Origin of the sequence: Dyadobacter sp. CY351 (assembly GCF_021502625.1) — a bacterium.
GTDB classification, from domain to species: domain Bacteria; phylum Bacteroidota; class Bacteroidia; order Cytophagales; family Spirosomataceae; genus Dyadobacter; species Dyadobacter chenhuakuii.
In genome coordinates this window covers 167,811-183,613 of sequence record NZ_JAKFFU010000014.1, presented here as the reverse complement: position 1 = coordinate 183,613, position 15,803 = coordinate 167,811, and the positions used below count along the sequence as shown (strand labels likewise).

The 15,803-nt window shown below is 46.0% G+C and carries 17 protein-coding genes; 7 read left to right on the top strand and 10 right to left on the bottom strand.

The genetic code is table 11. The features are described from left to right. Positions 1-23 precede the first annotated feature (23 nt). The 4 genes from L0660_RS23680 to L0660_RS23665 are packed head-to-tail and all read left to right on the top strand — an operon-like array spanning position 24 to position 3,188. The gene (locus L0660_RS23680; RefSeq protein WP_235161603.1) at positions 24-410 is read left to right on the top strand and encodes an FdtA/QdtA family cupin domain-containing protein; all 387 of its coding nucleotides are present in this window, start codon (positions 24-26) and stop codon (positions 408-410) included. Next, positions 407-1,504: a DegT/DnrJ/EryC1/StrS aminotransferase family protein gene (locus L0660_RS23675; RefSeq protein ID WP_235161602.1), complete on the top strand. Its 1,098-nt coding sequence runs from the start codon at positions 407-409 to the stop codon at positions 1,502-1,504. Before L0660_RS23680 ends, L0660_RS23675 begins: the two co-directional genes overlap by 4 nt. After that, positions 1,501-2,421: a glycosyltransferase family 2 protein gene (locus L0660_RS23670; protein ID WP_233798955.1), complete on the top strand. Its 921-nt coding sequence runs from the start codon at positions 1,501-1,503 to the stop codon at positions 2,419-2,421. Before L0660_RS23675 ends, L0660_RS23670 begins: the two co-directional genes overlap by 4 nt. After that, the gene (locus tag L0660_RS23665; RefSeq protein ID WP_235161601.1) at positions 2,418-3,188 is read left to right on the top strand and encodes a class I SAM-dependent methyltransferase; all 771 of its coding nucleotides are present in this window, start codon (positions 2,418-2,420) and stop codon (positions 3,186-3,188) included. The genes L0660_RS23670 and L0660_RS23665 overlap by 4 nt, the downstream gene beginning before the upstream one ends. 12 nt (positions 3,189-3,200) lie before the next feature. Here L0660_RS23665 and L0660_RS23660 read toward each other — a convergent pair whose 3' ends face one another. After that, a complete protein-coding gene (locus L0660_RS23660) occupies positions 3,201-4,079 on the bottom strand; it encodes a PIG-L family deacetylase (protein WP_235161600.1) in 879 nt (292 codons plus the stop codon). Between the two features lie 56 nt (positions 4,080-4,135). Between L0660_RS23660 and L0660_RS23655 the strand changes: the two genes are divergently transcribed. From L0660_RS23655 to L0660_RS23645, 3 genes are all read left to right on the top strand, one after another. Then, complete coding sequence (locus L0660_RS23655; protein ID WP_235161599.1) at positions 4,136-4,930, top strand: SDR family NAD(P)-dependent oxidoreductase; 795 nt, start codon at positions 4,136-4,138, stop codon at positions 4,928-4,930. An 85-nt stretch (positions 4,931-5,015) separates the two neighbouring features. Next, a complete protein-coding gene (locus tag L0660_RS23650; protein ID WP_235161598.1) occupies positions 5,016-5,594 on the top strand; it encodes a TetR/AcrR family transcriptional regulator in 579 nt (192 codons plus the stop codon). Between the two features lie 54 nt (positions 5,595-5,648). Then, positions 5,649-6,650, top strand: a complete 1,002-nt coding sequence (locus L0660_RS23645) for a quinone oxidoreductase (RefSeq protein ID WP_235161597.1) — start codon at positions 5,649-5,651, stop codon at positions 6,648-6,650. A gap of 3 nt (positions 6,651-6,653) precedes the next feature. Here L0660_RS23645 and L0660_RS23640 read toward each other — a convergent pair whose 3' ends face one another. The 9 genes from L0660_RS23640 to L0660_RS23600 all read right to left on the bottom strand — a co-directional run bounded on the left by L0660_RS23640 (position 6,654) and on the right by L0660_RS23600 (position 15,744). Further along, positions 6,654-8,039, bottom strand: coding sequence for a sodium:solute symporter family protein (locus L0660_RS23640; protein WP_235161596.1), 1,386 nt, complete (start codon positions 8,037-8,039; stop codon positions 6,654-6,656). Between the two features lie 10 nt (positions 8,040-8,049). Then, the gene (locus tag L0660_RS23635) at positions 8,050-9,021 is read right to left on the bottom strand and encodes a hypothetical protein (RefSeq protein ID WP_235161595.1); all 972 of its coding nucleotides are present in this window, start codon (positions 9,019-9,021) and stop codon (positions 8,050-8,052) included. Positions 9,022-9,053: 32 nt separating this feature from the next. Continuing rightward, positions 9,054-10,463 (bottom strand): MBOAT family protein, encoded by a 1,410-nt coding sequence (locus L0660_RS23630; RefSeq protein ID WP_235161594.1) that lies wholly within the window; start codon positions 10,461-10,463, stop codon positions 9,054-9,056. 6 nt (positions 10,464-10,469) lie between these two features. Then, positions 10,470-11,663: a cytochrome P450 gene (locus tag L0660_RS23625; protein WP_235161593.1), complete on the bottom strand. Its 1,194-nt coding sequence runs from the start codon at positions 11,661-11,663 to the stop codon at positions 10,470-10,472. Positions 11,664-11,712: 49 nt separating this feature from the next. Continuing rightward, positions 11,713-11,961 (bottom strand): acyl carrier protein, encoded by a 249-nt coding sequence (locus tag L0660_RS23620; RefSeq protein ID WP_235161592.1) that lies wholly within the window; start codon positions 11,959-11,961, stop codon positions 11,713-11,715. Positions 11,962-12,072: 111 nt separating this feature from the next. Then, positions 12,073-13,713, bottom strand: a complete 1,641-nt coding sequence (locus tag L0660_RS23615) for a fatty acyl-AMP ligase (RefSeq protein WP_235161591.1) — start codon at positions 13,711-13,713, stop codon at positions 12,073-12,075. 77 nt (positions 13,714-13,790) lie between these two features. After that, a complete protein-coding gene (locus L0660_RS23610; protein ID WP_233798943.1) occupies positions 13,791-14,105 on the bottom strand; it encodes a hypothetical protein in 315 nt (104 codons plus the stop codon). A 219-nt stretch (positions 14,106-14,324) separates the two neighbouring features. Then, positions 14,325-14,624 (bottom strand): Dabb family protein, encoded by a 300-nt coding sequence (locus L0660_RS23605; RefSeq protein ID WP_026631846.1) that lies wholly within the window; start codon positions 14,622-14,624, stop codon positions 14,325-14,327. Between the two features lie 28 nt (positions 14,625-14,652). Continuing rightward, entirely contained in the window at positions 14,653-15,744 is a 1,092-nt protein-coding gene (locus L0660_RS23600; protein ID WP_235161590.1) for a cell wall metabolism sensor histidine kinase WalK, read from the bottom strand. Positions 15,745-15,803: the final 59 nt, after the last annotated feature.

The window sequence follows — 15,803 nt, the reverse complement described above, 5'->3', positions numbered from 1 at the left end:
CGCTCTTACCCGTAAATCTATTTATGCCACAATTAGTTGAGTTAAACACTTTCAATACCGGTGCAGGCAATCTGACGGTCTTTGAAAAGATCATCCCGGGCACAATCAAACGTGTATTTTACATTTATGGAGCCGGGGAAACCCAGCGTGGCGGGCACAGGCATCACAAAACGTGGAATGCGCTGATCTGCATTCACGGAAGCTGTCGGGTGTTTTCCAATGATGGAGAAAAGGAGGAGTATTTCGATCTCGATAACCCTGCTTCCTGTCTCATTCTGGAACCCAAAGACTGGCACATTATGGACTCATTTACGCAAGATGCCATCCTGCTGGTGCTTTCCAACGAGTACTACGACGTTGCCGACTACATTGACGAACCATATTTGCAGAAACACACCGTATCGCAATGATCCCTTTCCTGGATTTGAACGAGGTTAATGCACCTTACCTTGATGCCATTGAAGAAGCCTCGCTGCGCGTAATCCGGTCGGGCTGGTATATTCTGGGAAATGAGCTGAAAGCTTTTGAGAGATCATTTGCAACTTATTGTGGCGTAGCACATTGCGTGGGCGTAGCCAATGGCCTTGATGCCATTAGTTTGATTCTCATGGCTTACGAATTTCCCGGGGAGAGCGAGATAATTGTTCCTGCAAACACCTATATCGCATCGGTTTTGCCGGTTGCTTATTTAGGGTTTAAACCCATTTTTGTGGAGCCGGATCCGGTTACTATGCTTTTGGATCCTGATAAAATTGCTGAAAAGGTTACCTCAAAAACCAGGGCGATCATTGCAGTAGATCTTTACGGGCGCATTTGCGAAATGGAACCGATCATGGCGCTTGCCCGAATGCATGGCCTGAAAGTAATTACCGACGCCGCCCAGGCGCACGGTGCGATCTATCAAAATAAAAAAGCCGGCAGCATGGCCGACGCGACAGCATTCAGTTTTTATCCTACCAAAAATCTGGGTGCCCTGGGTGACGCGGGTGCTGTTACAACCGCAGACGAAGCGCTGGCTGAAAAGATCCGATATCTGCGTAATTACGGGTCGCGGGTTCGGTATAAAAATGATTATCAGGGTGTTAATAGCCGGCTGGATGAAATTCAGGCTGCGGTATTAAATGTCAAACTTCCCTTTCTCGACGCGGAAAATGCTCGGAGAAGAGAGATTGCAGCGCGTTATTTAAGTGAAATCAATGTAACGGATTTAATTTTACCGCCAGCTGACCGCATTCAGGATGATGCGTGGCATTTGTTTGTGGTCAGACATGCGGATCGCTCCAAATTTATCGCATATCTGGATGCTAATGGCATTCAAACCAATGTGCATTATCCTTTGCCCATCCACAAGCAGCAGGCTTTTTCGGAATATAACGATTTGATATTGCCGATAACGGAAAGAATTCACAACGAAGTGATTAGTTTGCCATTAAATGCGGTGCTAACGAACGAGGAGGTTACTTATATCATTCAAACCGTTAATCAATTCGATTATCAGCAATGAAATTATCCGTTGTCATTCCGGTATATAACAGCGAAAAAACGATCGGGCCGCTCGTGGAAACTTTGCAGACCGCATTGGCGGAGGTCAGTTTTGAAATAGTGATGGTAAATGACGGCAGCAGGGATGGCTCGGAAAAAGTCTGCAAGCAACTGGCCGAGCATTATGCCAATGTCCGTTTCATCTCGCTGCGCCGGAATTACGGCGAATTCAATGCGGTCATTTGCGGCCTGAACTGGGCATACGGCGATTATTGCGTCATGATCGACGATGATTTTCAGAACCCGCCGGAAGAGATTTTGAAACTGATAAAGGTGGCCGAAAACGATGGTAATGATGTGGTTTACACTTATTATTCCAAAAAAGAACATTCAGTAGGGCGTAATCTGGGAAGCAAGCTGGTCAACTGGCTCACGAGTTATCTGCTGAACAAACCAAAGGACCTTTACTTGTCGAGTTTCAAGCTGATCCGTCAGGAGGTTGTGCAGGAAATTACGAAATACAAAGGCCCTTACCCATACATTGACGGGCTCATTTTCAGGATCACGCGCAACATCGGAACCGTTCAGGTTACCCACTTAAAGCGGGAAGAGGGAGCCTCCAATTATACCTGGCAGAAGCTTATTTCCTTGTTTCTCAATATCTTATTTTGCTATTCTTCTCTCCCTATCCGCATATTTTTGCCCATCGGTCTGGGTTTGTCCCTGTTCGGATTTCTGCTGCTTTGCTATCTTACCGTACAATGGGTGATGGGGCCTGATCCAAAAGGCTGGCAAGTCGTCACCGCGACATTAATCTCCATCGGCGGCATTCAATGCACATTACTGAGTGTTTTAGGAGAGTATATCGGTAAAAGTTTTATGGCGCAGAGCGGTCAGCCTCAATATGTTATAAAATACAATAGCGCGGAGGCCATATGATCGATAACAGACTCGAGTACCAGCGCATGTATGAGGTGGAGCGGATGCTATGGTGGTATCAGGTGCTGCACGAAAAGGTTTTAAATGCGATTAAAGCGCATTTCGGCATTGGTAAGCATAACCTTAAAATACTCGATGCTGCGTGCGGAACAGGCGGTTTATTGTCATTTTTGACAGACGCCGGATATGCTGATCTCGCCGGATTTGACTACTCGCAGCACGCCATTGATTTTTCCCGGGAGCGAAATCTGAATGTTGGTTTCGGCGATTTAAAGAACGTCAATGCGTTTCAACCGGGCGAGACGTTTGACCTGATTTCCTGCAACGATGCGCTTTATTTCCTAACCGATGAAGAAATCATTCAGGCGTTAGCAGGATTCAAAAGAAAGCTTAACAAAAATGGTCTGATCATTATTAACATTCATGCGTTTGAAGCCTTTTCCGGCACACATGACTTGGCCGTTGGGAGTTTCAGGAGGTTTAAGCTGGAACAATTTATACATTATGCAAAAGCCTCGGGATTAGTCATCAAGCACAACACTTACTGGCCCTTCGCATTGTCGCTGCCCATTTTAGCTGTCCGGCAATGGCAAAATTACCAGATCCGCAAGCAGAAGATCAATACGGAACATTTGGATTCGGACGTGAAATTTCCTGGTAAACTGGTCAATTCCATTTTAAAAGGCATCACCAAAACCGAGCAGTTCCTGATCCCGAGAGCGCCATTCGGCAGCTCTTTGTTTATGACATTAGTTTGCAAAGATTAGCAATCGCACTGGCTATTTTTTGGAGAAACCTGCATTATTGATCTTCTCAAACAGATCTTTTACTTCACCGATCCGGGCAGCGCCGTTCATTTCGAAATAGAGAAATGTTTCCAGATCGCCGCGATGCATCGCCTGGTTCATATCGCCGCTTTGTGACTTATGCGCTGCCTTAACCCAGTCCGCTACGATCATATAACTGTGTTTTTTATCTTCGCCAAAGCCGTGGGTCCGGTCAAATTCGAAGATTGGGGCTGTTAAACTGATCGCTGTTTCGGGATAACCATCCAGCCGGGTGAATTTCGAAATAGTGCCTTTGTTTTGCGTTTTTCCGCCCAATACAATTGGTTTTTTATCACCTTTAAAGCGCTGAACAGCCCTTATGGCACTGATTGAAGCCGTTTTATGATGAGCGTGCTGGCCCTCATTTGGAACGAGGCAAAAAACATAGTCATAACTTCCTTTCGCCAGAATTTCATCCAGGCGACTTTCTACATATTTAATGTTCCAGTTTTTTCCTTCCAGATAGGGCTTTTCGTTGCGGTTGTAATAATCATCAAGCTGGTCCAGGAAGAAAAAGTTGCCAATGCCCAGCACTTCGCCGGCAGCCAGGATTTCCTTTTTTCGGATCAACGGCAGATGTTTCCTGCCAACGACAGAATCCACCAGGTTCATGCCATAATAGGACGATGCCACGAGCCCGTTGTAACCGCCTGATGCATCCGTAATTAAGGCAAGGTCTGCCGACCCTTTTAGCTCGTGCGTAATTTTGAAAATGGTCACTGGGAATGTTGTCTCGTCATCAGGATGTGCCGTAACGATCAATACGCGAGGACTTTGTGCGTGTGCGGCAATGGTAACGATGAAGAAAATGAAAAGATAAATGTTTTTCATGCGGACGATTTCTTAAAGTGAAGTGTTATCAGGATAATTTACAAAATTTACATGACATGGATTTACAACTGAAAGGGAAAACGGCATTTATCAGCGGTTCTACCCAGGGAATAGGCTTTGCAATTGCTCAAAATTTATTGAAAGAAGGTGCTAATGTCGTGATCAACGGCAGAACACAATCGAAAGTAGCGGAGGCTGTTCAGCGCCTGCAAGAAAACAATCCATCCGGCACTGTTTCTGGTTTGGCAGCCGATTTTTCCAAAGTGGAAGAAGTGAATGCGTTACTGGAAAACCTTCCTGAAATTGACATACTAATCAACAATGCCGGAATATTTGAGCCTCAGGCATTTACAGACATTACAGACGCGGATTGGTTCAAGTTTTTTGAAGTGAATGTGCTCAGCGGTGTACGCTTATCCCGTCACTATTTTCCAAAAATGATCGCGAAGGATTGGGGCCGTATCATCTTCATTTCCAGCGAATCGGCAGTGAACATCCCCGAAGAAATGATCCATTACGGCATGACCAAAACGGCTCAGCTGGCTGTAAGCAGGGGATTGGCCGAATTGACAAAGGGCACAAATGTTACGGTTAATTCCGTGTTGCCCGGGCCAACGAAATCGGAAGGCGTTGCTGAATTTGTCAAACAGCTTGGTGCTGCAAATAATGTCTCAACAGAACAAGCAGAAACGGATTTCTTCAAGGATGCGCGGCCTACTTCATTGCTGCAACGCTTTGCGTCGGTTGAAGAAATAGCGAACCTGGTTACTTATGTGGCTAGTCCGCTGTCTTCCGGCACTAACGGCTCGGCGTTGAAAGTGGATGGTGGCGTTGCCAAATTTATTATCTAGTGAATTGATTATCATGGTGTTGCATGTATTTGACTAAAAATGGTTTATTTTGGAACAATCGTTCTGTAATAATTGTCTGTTAATTATGGCACGTACCAAAGCATTTGAACCCGTAGAAAAGCTGGAAAGAGCGAAGGATATTTTTTGGCAAAAAGGATATCAGGCAACCTCCATGCAGGATCTTGTAGACACCATGGGCCTGAACCGAGGCAGCATTTATGACACTTATGGCGACAAGCACAGCTTGTTTTTAATGTGTCTGAAAAGCTATTCGGACGGCATGCTGAATGATTACTTGCAGGCAACTGACGCTGCAAAGTCTCCTGTTAAAGCGATTGAAAAGATCATTAAAAGAGCTGCCGCCAGGACCATCGACGAAGGAAAAACTTGCATGGGCGTGAAATCGGCCTTTGAGCTTGCTTCGGACGACGAAGAAGTGCATGCGATATTAAAAGAAAATACGGGCAGCGTTGTGAACGTGCTCAAAGACCTGATCAGAAAGGCTCAAAAAGCAGATGAAATTAATGCAAAAAGAGATCCTGCCATGCTGGCCAATTTTATCGTTTCCAATTTTACGGGATTCTGGCAACTGTTTCTCGTATATGGGGATCCGGAAATGGTGAAACAGCAGGCAGACTTTCTGATCAGGTCAATAAAAAAGTAAGATGAATGCCGATTATGGAACAACCGTTCCGTAATTATTTTTGAACAGATAGCCATGTTAGATACTATTAAAGAGACAACTTATAAATCGAGCTCTATAAAAATCGGCAAGCAGGGAAGTCCTTCCGTGCTTACATACAGCAAAGATATACTGGACCAACCCGGCCCGGGCGAAGTGCTGCTCAGGCAGGCCGCTATCGGATTGAACTTCGTGGATACATATTTCAGAAGCGGCATGTTCCCTGTTAAATCGTTCCCTTATGTGCCTGGAGTTGAGGCTGCCGGGGTTATAGAAGCAATCGGGCCGTGGGTTACTGATTTCAAAGTCGGCGATCGTGTGGCTTATCATTTTATCCCGGGCGCTTATGCCGAAATGCGCATGATAGGAACGCACCAGCTTGTGCATGTTCCCGATGATGTGAGCCTGGAAGAAGCCGCTGCCATTATGGTGAAGGGATTTACAGCCAGAATGTTGGTAAAGGAATCTTTCAAAGTCAAACGCGGCGATGTAGTGCTTGTACACGCTGCTGCGGGCGGCGTAGGGTCACTCGTTGCCGGCTGGGCCAAAGCGCTGGGTGCGACGGTGATCGGAACGGTGGGTTCGGAAGGAAAGAAGCAGACGGCGCTTGACAATGGTGCAGATCATGTTTTTCTGGTGGGCTGTGAGGGTTTTGCGAAATCGGTTTTGGGAATTACAGATGGCAAGGGAGTAGATGTGGTGTATGACGGTGTTGGTAAGGACACATTTTCTGAATCTGTGGGAATTGTGAAAAAAGGCGGAAAAATCGTTTTGTACGGGTCATCGTCGGGCCAGCCCGAACACATTGATCATGCAGCTTTACGCGCAAAGTCGATTGCTATGCTTACACCGGTGCTGAATGCTTACGTTTCGGATTACGATAGTTTGCATCTGTTTGCGAGCGATACATTCTCAGCATTGCAAGCGGGGATATTTGGCAAAATAAACATTACAAAATATCCGCTTTCGGAAGCAGCGCAGGCACATAGCGACATTGAATCGCGCAAAACGACAGGGTCCGTGATAATGATCCCGTAGTCACTAGGAAGCCGTTTTTATTGTTGAAACCTTTTCCCAGACTATGCCCGTGAGCATGCCAACAATACTGGCAAGCAGGCCGAAGATCAGCGGCGGATATGCTGTTTCCATGTATGCGCAAACCAGCCACGCGATCAGGCCTGCGAGCATTGACAAAATGCAACCCAACTGATTCGTGGCTTTCCAGTAAAGGCCGGCTGCGAGCGGAACAAACAGCGATACCAGGCTGAAAGCGGAGGATTCTGCAACCAGTTCAAAAATGCTGTCGCCCCGAACGGCCATCACAATACATATGCCCGTAATCACCACAATACCACAGCGAATGATGCGGAGCAATTGTTGATCGGTTAATGTTGGGTTGAAAAATTTAAAAATATTCTCTCCCAAAACGGCTGCCGGGGCCATAATCGCGCTGCTCGTCGTGCTGAGGATCGCAGAAACCAATGCACCAAAAAACACGATTTGCAAAGGCAGTCCCATATGCTTTAAGATCATATTAGGAATGATCAGCTGCCCGTCATTGTCCGATTCGGGGTAAAGGTGATGGCCGCATAAGCCTATAAACAGCGGAAGCAATGCCACTGTCAGGTACATGAGCGATGACAATAATGTTGCTTTGACCGAAACATTAGCGGATTTTGCAGACATAACCCTTTGAAAAACATCCTGTTGTGGAATCGATCCCAGTCCGATCGTGATCCAGGCAGCGAAATATTCTACGGACGCCTTGAATGTAAAATCGGGGTAAAACTTGAAAAACCCTGGCGGTGCAGATTCAATCAGCGGCGTAAAACCACCGACTTTATTGTAAAGAACGGTTGCCACAATGGCGAGGCCGACGATGATCATAATCGTTTGCACAAAATCCGTAATGGAGATCGACCACATTCCGCCCCAGATCGTGTAAAGGATCACGACCACGGAACTGCCTAAAATACAAGTGATTAAGGACCAGCCCAGCACGACTTTTAATACAATGCCCATTGCAAGCAACTGCGCGGCAATCCAGCTGAAATAGGAGGGAATGATTAATAGAGCCGACAGCAGCTCGGCGTTGCGACCATACCGGATCCTGAAAAAGTCGCAGAACGTGATAATGTTCATTTTATAAAACCGCCTGGCAAAAAATAATCCCACCAGCAACAGGCACAATGAAGCGCCAAACGGGTCTTCAATGACGCCTAGTACACCATGCTCAACGAATTCTGTGGGGGCGCCCATAATGGTTTCAGAGCCGAACCATGTAGCGAAAGTTGCGGAAGCGGCCAATATGAGCGGCAGCCGCCGGCCTGCCAGAACAAAATCCTGTGTTGTCGAAATTCTGCGGGACGCCCAAAGGCCAATGCCCAGGTTAGCCAGCAGATATGCGAGAATGGAAATAGCAAGCATTGAAAATCAATTAGAAATTGGCGGGTTTTTTAGAGAATTGCTCGTACAAATAGCGCGTGTAAATGCCTGATCCTTTTGCATTGAGATGATGTGAATCAAACAAATTCCCGGGTTTGAAGATAGCTTCCAAAGTTGGATCTTTTGGTAAGGAAATGAAATTTGCCTGCGAGATGTAGGGCGTAACCTGCGCCAGCAGCTCATATTCGCCCTTTGTAACATTATTGGGCATGTAAAAAATGACCCGTTTGCGATACGCTTTGCCTAGTGTTATCACTTCATTTATTGCGGTAAGAAAATATGCATTCGGAGTGGGGTGATGAGATGGAGCCGTGAGTTTTCTAGTATAAAAACGATTGTTGACGACCATTGTATTCAAACCTGGAATTGTCAGATTTACATCCTGAAAGCCGTTTATTTCCAGATTTGGCGGTCCTTCAATGGGATCATTTACCGGGTTGATCCATTTTTTGAATGTTGCAATTTGCGGCGCAATGGAGAATGTCTGGAAAAGGGTTGTATTAAAGTCGCTCAGGAAATCGCTCCATTTACCGTGATCATCAGGATTAACAGTTGCTTCGTCTGCACGCATTCTGAAATAGACATCGTTAAAAACCCGATCCGGCGTCATATGTATGGTGCTGTAATCGAGTGCGCTTAGTTCTATAAATATGGTCTGGGTTTTAGGGTCATTTTCAATGATATGACGTGCAATGTTAAGCGAATTGGCTATGGAAAGGCTGAATAATCCCATGTTATAACTGCGCGTTTGTCCAGCATTCAGCGAATCAAAAATCAAAGGATTGATTCCGTAAAGCGTGCGGCTGGTTCCGATAAAAATAGCGTTAGGAGCGAATGCCTGCCGAAGCTTTTCCCGTGTTGCAATGTCACGGCGCGGGTCTACCGGCAGCAGACCAATAATCAGGACAACGGCTATTTTAAAGCCAAGAAACAGCGCGATCCAGAGCAGTATTTTTTTAACCATTGTGTGTTCGGGAGTACATAAATGGTTGGTTTTCAGAATTGAATGTAGTAAAAATTAGCAACGGTAATTTGCCCGAAAATGAGGACCAGCTGGACTAAAACCAGGAAGGAAAGGTTTCGCTGCACCGGATTTCTTTTTAATAAAAAGGAAGCAATGTCCTCTTTTTCACCCATTTGATAATTTATAAAATCCAAAATTAAAAACAACGCAAGCGTCAAGCCGAAGCCGGAAGTGAAAATAGAAAGTGCGCCCGACTGAAACCCGAACATTGCACTGTACAACCGCAAACCACTGTCCAGCTCCGCCGCCCGAAACCAGCCCATAATGAGCGTTCCCGTGAGCAGACGGACGATAATGCGTAAAACAGTATGTGGATTTGACCCAATCCGGAGACCGAGACCGCTATAAAACCGCTCCCAAAAGCGTTTTGTCCTAATCTCAAAATTAATGTAGGCCCATTGCAAAAAACCCCAGATCACAAAAGACCAGCTCGGCCCATGCCATAATCCCGTGACCACAAAAGTGAGCAGGCGGTTGAATTCGAGCCTTGTCTTGTTGGTAACGCCTTTGCTAATGTTGAAAAACACATAATCGCGGAACCAGGATGTGACCGTAATGTTCCAGGAGTTCCAGGATTCGGTGCGGGAAGGGGTGAAATAATAGCGGTTTGCAAAGTTTTTGCTTAACCGGATACCAAGTAACCTGGCCGACCCGGTGGCAATGTCGCAATAGCCTGAAAAGTCGCAATAGAGCTGGATTGAGAAGAGGAGAACGGCTAATGTCACAGAAACTGCGGTGTATTTTTCTGGCTGGTCGAACACGGGATTAACGTGATCTGCGAACCTGGCAGCCAAAACCATTTTTTTGAACAAACCCCAGACAATAAAGAAAATCCCAGCCTTAATGTTCTCAGGATCGTAACTGACAGGATTTTTCAATTGCGGGATCAGCTGCCTGGCACGCTCCAGCGGACCGGCCAGCATAGTCGGGAAAAATCCCAGATAGAGTGCGAGATAGCCAAAATGCGGCTCAGGTTTGATGTATTTCCGTTGCACGTCGGTAAGATAGCCTATGATCAGAAATGTATAATAGGATATCCCGATGGGCGCTAACCAGTTCAAAACCACCGGCGAAAAGGAATTGTTGATGGGAATCAGATATTTGAAGAACAGCAGCGGCAACAGGCAGATGACGATTAATAAGGTCAGCAGCGTTTTGCGCTTCTTTTTTGAATGTGCCGCATTTCCCAAATATTGACCTCCGAGAAAACAGATCGCCGTCAGCCCGAGCCAAACAAACACATAATAGCCGCTCCAGCTCATATTAAAAAGCACGCTCAGGATCAGCAGAACGATCCATTTCTTGGTCTGGGGCGTGTTATAGTAAGCTGCAACAATCAGGAAAAGGAGCAGGAAATATGTGAAATCGGTGAATTTGATCATTAACCTTTATTTTAGAAGCACAGGCAAATGCTTATGACCTCTGAAAAACACTTTCGAATCCCATTCGCCAGGCTTGTCGGGATGCAGGCGGATGTTCGGGAATGCTGCCATGAACCGGGGCAGGAATTTCTGCATCTCGAACCGGGAGAGACGGGCGCCCATGCAATGATGGATTCCAAATCCAAACCCAATGTGCGGATTGGGTTTACGTGTAGGTATAAACGTTTCGGGATTTTGAAAAATGTCAGGATCACGGTTGGCGGAGGCAATGCCTAGCAGCACGGTCTTTCCCTTTTTGAGCTGTAAACCTGCAAATTCCATATCCTCTTTCACTTGTCGCGGAATCCAGTTTACAGGGCTAACATAGCGGATCAGCTCTTCAACTGCGATTGCGCAGCCGTCGTGCGCATTCCAGTCTATGGCGATGTCCTTATGCTCAATCAATGTGGCAATGCTTCTCGTAAGCAGCAATGTGGTGGTTTCCGTAGCAGCATTGACCAGAAATTCCCATGTTCCGATCAGTTCATTCACCCGGGTGCTGCCCATAATTTCCTGCATTTCCAGTAACAGGGTGTTAGTCAGCTCTTTTTCCTGCCAGGAGAGCGTCTCCCCAAGGTAACTACGGAATTGCCTCGACATATGCGCGCATTCCAGCAGGTCTTTTACATTTAGTGTTTTTTCAAAAATCAGGGTAATGACGTATGAGAACTTTTGGATAAAATCGTAATCCCTACTTCTTAAACCAATGATCTTGCTGATAATGAGGAAGCTGAATTTCCTTGTGATCTCTACCAGGTCCGCTTCTTCCTGATCCTGATATGCACCTATCACTTCCTGGATCGCTTCCAGGGTAATGTGCTCGTAATTAGCCTCATAGAACTTTTTGTTAACCATTTTCCGATGTTCGGCATGTGCTTCACCATTCATGAACAGCAGCCAGTGGCGCAGGCTTTCGCCAAATTCCAGGAGTGCAGGATCATTGTTTGCAATGGCAGAAACGACTTTAAAGCGTTCCTTAAAATCGAAGTTTTGAAAGTTTTCGGAGTCGGCAAAGATCTTCTTAACGTTTTTGTAATCCATCACAACCAAGTCCCCAAACACATTCAAATGCACGGGATTGGTTTTTCGCACATCATCGATCAGGTCAGCGTAATTTTGACTGATTTTGTTTTGAGATGACCAGATAGCCGCTACGGACATATGCAAGACGTTAAATGAAAGGTTGAATTGAGGCAGTAGGGGCGATAAATCAGGCTTCCTGATTTTCCAGGATCCATTCGGTCGTGGCTGCAATGGTGCCCATTTCCCAAAAAATAGAAGGGCTAAGTTCCATTCCCAGCCATTCTTCGAGCTCAGAAGTGATGTTAACCATTAAAAGCGAATCGAGGCGGAAGTTGACAATGTCTGTGTCTGTGGTAACCTTTTCAGGATTGAGCTCTGCATGATGCGCTATACGCTCAATGATCCAGCCGGAGATTTCGGTATAAGTCTTATCCATGGTGCGGTTTAAGGGAGCGTTAGTAAGATTTTAATGCGGTGAAAATAGGGATTTTATCCGTTTTTAGTGGAAAAAAGCGGCTTAAATGATTAAGTGGTGATAAAAGAAAGCCTAATTTGTATTAAAAACTTCCCGTGCTTTTAATCGTTGAATTTTCCCGCTGGACGTTTTTGGCAATTTCCCGACCGCTGCGAGCACAATTTTATGGGGCACCAAACCAAACGCCAGACCTACGCTATTGGCAATATTTGTTTTAATTTCATCCGTATCATCTTCATTTTGAGCATTGTTTCTAACCTCGCTCACGATCATCAGTTCTTCACCTTGTTCGGTTTCAATAGAAAATGCCGCGGTTCCATGCGGGTGAATGTGCTCATGGCAGGCACCCACCACTTCTTCAATGTCCTGCGGATAATAGTTTGTCCCGCGAATAATGATCAGCTCCTTCTTTCTGCCTGTGATAAAAAGCTGTCCGTCAGACAAAAAGCCCAAGTCGCCGGTCCGCAGAAACGGACCTTTTCCACACGCCGTAAATGATTTAAAAGTCATATTGGTGGCAGCCGGATTTTCCCAGTAACCCAGCGCAACGCCTTCATTACGCACCCAAATTTCTCCTATCTCTCCGTCTTTCTGAATTGAATTCAGCTCCGGTTCGACAATAGTAACATTGGTAAACTCAACGGGCGGGCCGCAAGCCACCACCATTTTAGCGTTCGTCTCCGATATGGGCCGGAAAATCATTGGCGTGCCATGCAAGTGCAGGCTTACAGCCAGCGTTGCCTCTGCTAACCCATAGGCTGGAACCAGGCTTTCTCTCTTGAAACCAGTTACTTGCATCGTTTCAGCAAACTTTTCCAGGCTGGTAATGCGCACGGGTTCTGCACCCACATATAATACACGCAAAGAACTGAGATTCAATGTTTCCAGCTGTTCGGGCTTTATACGGGCCACACAGTGATCGAGTCCAAACCCGGGCCCGCCACAAACCGCTGCCTGATGTCGGGAAATGGTTTCGAGCAGCAATAACGGTTTGGTAATGAATAAAATAGGAGAGATGATCAGCCCGGTGCCGCCTGTGAAAACAGGGGAAAGCAGTCCGTCCACCAGGCCCATGTCGTGATAATGCGGGAGCCAGGTTACGGAAGTGTCCGCAGCCGTTCGGCCAAAACAATTGTTGATCGCATTTAAGTTGGCGGTAAGATTGGCATGGCTAACCATAACGCCTTTGGGATGACCTGTTGAACCCGACGTATATTGGAGATAGGCAGTTTCATCGGGAGCGGAAACTTGCTTCGCCGTTTGTTTAGAGTCATCATTACTAAGCTCATCTGTAAAAAACCACTGAATGTCCAGTGCTCTTAATGTCCTGGAAGCCTCCGTTTGCCTTTGAGAAAGCATTTTAAGGGACTTTTGATTGGTAATGATGAGCGAAGCTTCGCAGTCTTTTATAATGTTTAAAATCCTTTGAATAGCCGGTTCGGAATAACCAATGGGGCATGGCACCGCAATGAGGCCGGCGTGCAATGAACCGAGGAACACTTTAATAAATGCCGCTTCGGCAGGCAACAGGATGATAACCCGGGCGCGCGGCTGGCAAATGTCAGCCAGCTGGCCGGAAGCCGCCCTCACCGCTTCCAGTAATGTTGCATAGCTAAGCGTTTCAGACAAGCCACCCTCTTTCTCCACAAATCCATAAGCAAGCTTGTCCGGAAACTGCCGGGCATAGACTTCCAGTCTGTTAAATAGATCCATGAAACCAAAGGTATAAAAAAGCAGTCCGACTAAGAAATGATCTTAATCGTACTGCTTTTCAATGCTTTATTTCAAAATTATCTCGGCCCGCGCGTTCTGTTTCGCTGCCCGTAATGATTGCCATTATTGTATTGGCGTTTGTAAGCCTTGTTGCTATAACGGCTGGAATTATAACGATCGGCGCGAATTACTTTCCGGTGCTGAGGATGCGGTTTCACAACCACAACTCTTGGTGGCGGAGGTGGCACTCTGTGATAACGGTAACCATAGCTGGGTCCGTATCCGTAGTCATAACCATAACCTGGCCCGTGTGACCTGTATGTACAGGAAGATATGCTTATTGCTGCAATGATCGTCACGATAACAGACAGCACCATTCTATTTGATCTCATGGCTTTAAGTCGTTTTGTACTATTTATAAAACGATTTTCACCATTTATTAGTGCCTGTAAGTGACCTCGCAGAGAAGTAAAGGGAAGCTTTGAAACAGTTATCCACATGATATGGATAACCTAAATGGCAGGTAAGGCGCTGTAAATGCAGAATTTATAAGTTTGTTAACAAGTTATCCACAGGGTCGGTGTGGATAACTTGTTAACAAACATTTGCAATTATGCTTCCACGTCATAGATCAGTACACGCTCCCAAAGATGCGCGCATTCGTCTACGAATTTCTTATGCAAAGGATGAACCTGATATACGTCATGCGCTGCCTCATCAGCAAAAACCAGGATTTCAGCGAAGTCGTAAGTCGCGTCAATCACGGGGCGGCGCGTAGCGGCAGGAGGGCCAATAAATACGGAGTCGATAGATTCAATGGCTTCCAGGGATTTAATGCCGGCAAGAAGTGCCTGCCTTGCTTCCTCGTTATCTTTTTCTTTCAGCCAAAAAAATACGTTGTGAACAAACATGGGTAATCGTTTATAAGTTAAAAATATATTAAGGATTCGCTTGTGTAGCAACCGCTTCCGGAATGCTTTCAGAGGCGGGACTAATGTATGCCTTTTCGAGCTTAAATGAAAAAGTGGTTCCTTTCTCGGGTTTGGACATGACTGCAATTTTGGTGTCATGCGCATTCAGGATGTGCTTTACAATTGCCAAACCGAGCCCTGTTCCGCCGATTTCTTTGCTGCGACTCTTGTCAATTCTATAAAAGCGCTCAAAAATGCGGTTCAAATGCTCGTGCGGAATTCCGGGGCCGTTATCCCGGACGGCAATCTCTACAAATTTTTTCCCCTCACTGAAATGCACGATAACTTTTCCGCCTTCATTGCCATATTTCACAGCATTCTCGATCAGGTTCAGCATCACCTGCTCCATGCGGTCCGCATCCGCCAGCACCCATACTTCGGCCAGCTCATCGGGCTTTACCTTGAATGTCACATCTTTATCTTTCGCGATATTTTCGAGCCTGCTGAAAATGTTCAGCGCCAGCAACCGAATGTCGATAGGCGCAATGTTCATCTTAATATCGCCCGTTTCCATTTGTGAAAGCACCAGCAGATCTTTCACAAGCACATCCAGGCTGTCCAGGTTTTTTGCAGCTTTGATCAGAAACCGCTCTCTCACATTCTCATCATCCATCGCGCCGTCGAGCAATGTGTGGATAAAGCCCTGTGCAGCGAAAATCGGTGTTTTGAACTCATGGGAAACATCTGCGAGAAATTCCCGGCGAAACAATTCCAGCTTTTTCAGCTCATCGATCTCCTTTTGTTTTTTGGTTACATAAACAAAAATCTCATCGTTTATGGTTTTGAGCGGATTGGATTCCGTGATGAGTTTCTTCCTTGGAGCGAGGTTGAAATCCTTCATTTTAAGCTTGTGAATTGTCCTGTACATTTTGTTCACTTCCCGGAAAACCAGAATGTCAACGGCATACAAAACCAGAAAAAACGAGGAAATAAAGGCCGATATAGCCGAAACGAACATCATTCCCCTCGAAACTCCTTCCACGAAAGCCAGAAAAGAAGTGGTAATCAGGGAAATCAGGAATGCCAGTATAAAAGCAATAAAGCGGGGACTTAGAGACATGATCTTGGTGTAAAAAGCGTTGGCATTCAGTCGTTCGCCGTCTTAGTTTCGACCTTAAA

Bases quoted from the DNA above. Each gene is read 5' to 3' on its own strand.
- L0660_RS23635 (WP_235161595.1), bottom strand. From the start codon at position 9,021: ATGGTTAAAAAAATACTGCTCTGGATCGCGCTGTTTCTTGGCTTTAAA.
- L0660_RS23625 (WP_235161593.1), bottom strand. From the start codon at position 11,663: ATGTCCGTAGCGGCTATCTGGTCATCTCAAAACAAAATCAGTCAAAAT.
- L0660_RS23600 (WP_235161590.1), bottom strand. From the start codon at position 15,744: ATGTCTCTAAGTCCCCGCTTTATTGCTTTTATACTGGCATTCCTGATT.
- L0660_RS23645 (WP_235161597.1), top strand. From the start codon at position 5,649: ATGTTAGATACTATTAAAGAGACAACTTATAAATCGAGCTCTATAAAA.
- L0660_RS23630 (WP_235161594.1), bottom strand. From the start codon at position 10,463: ATGATCAAATTCACCGATTTCACATATTTCCTGCTCCTTTTCCTGATT.
- L0660_RS23650 (WP_235161598.1), top strand. From the start codon at position 5,016: ATGGCACGTACCAAAGCATTTGAACCCGTAGAAAAGCTGGAAAGAGCG.
- L0660_RS23620 (WP_235161592.1), bottom strand. From the start codon at position 11,961: ATGGATAAGACTTATACCGAAATCTCCGGCTGGATCATTGAGCGTATA.
- L0660_RS23665 (WP_235161601.1), top strand. From the start codon at position 2,418: ATGATCGATAACAGACTCGAGTACCAGCGCATGTATGAGGTGGAGCGG.
- L0660_RS23655 (WP_235161599.1), top strand. From the start codon at position 4,136: ATGGATTTACAACTGAAAGGGAAAACGGCATTTATCAGCGGTTCTACC.
- L0660_RS23675 (WP_235161602.1), top strand. From the start codon at position 407: ATGATCCCTTTCCTGGATTTGAACGAGGTTAATGCACCTTACCTTGAT.
- L0660_RS23670 (WP_233798955.1), top strand. From the start codon at position 1,501: ATGAAATTATCCGTTGTCATTCCGGTATATAACAGCGAAAAAACGATC.
- L0660_RS23680 (WP_235161603.1), top strand. From the start codon at position 24: ATGCCACAATTAGTTGAGTTAAACACTTTCAATACCGGTGCAGGCAAT.
- L0660_RS23615 (WP_235161591.1), bottom strand. From the start codon at position 13,713: ATGGATCTATTTAACAGACTGGAAGTCTATGCCCGGCAGTTTCCGGAC.
- L0660_RS23660 (WP_235161600.1), bottom strand. From the start codon at position 4,079: ATGAAAAACATTTATCTTTTCATTTTCTTCATCGTTACCATTGCCGCA.
- L0660_RS23640 (WP_235161596.1), bottom strand. From the start codon at position 8,039: ATGCTTGCTATTTCCATTCTCGCATATCTGCTGGCTAACCTGGGCATT.
- L0660_RS23605 (WP_026631846.1), bottom strand. From the start codon at position 14,624: ATGTTTGTTCACAACGTATTTTTTTGGCTGAAAGAAAAAGATAACGAG.
- L0660_RS23610 (WP_233798943.1), bottom strand. From the start codon at position 14,105: ATGAGATCAAATAGAATGGTGCTGTCTGTTATCGTGACGATCATTGCA.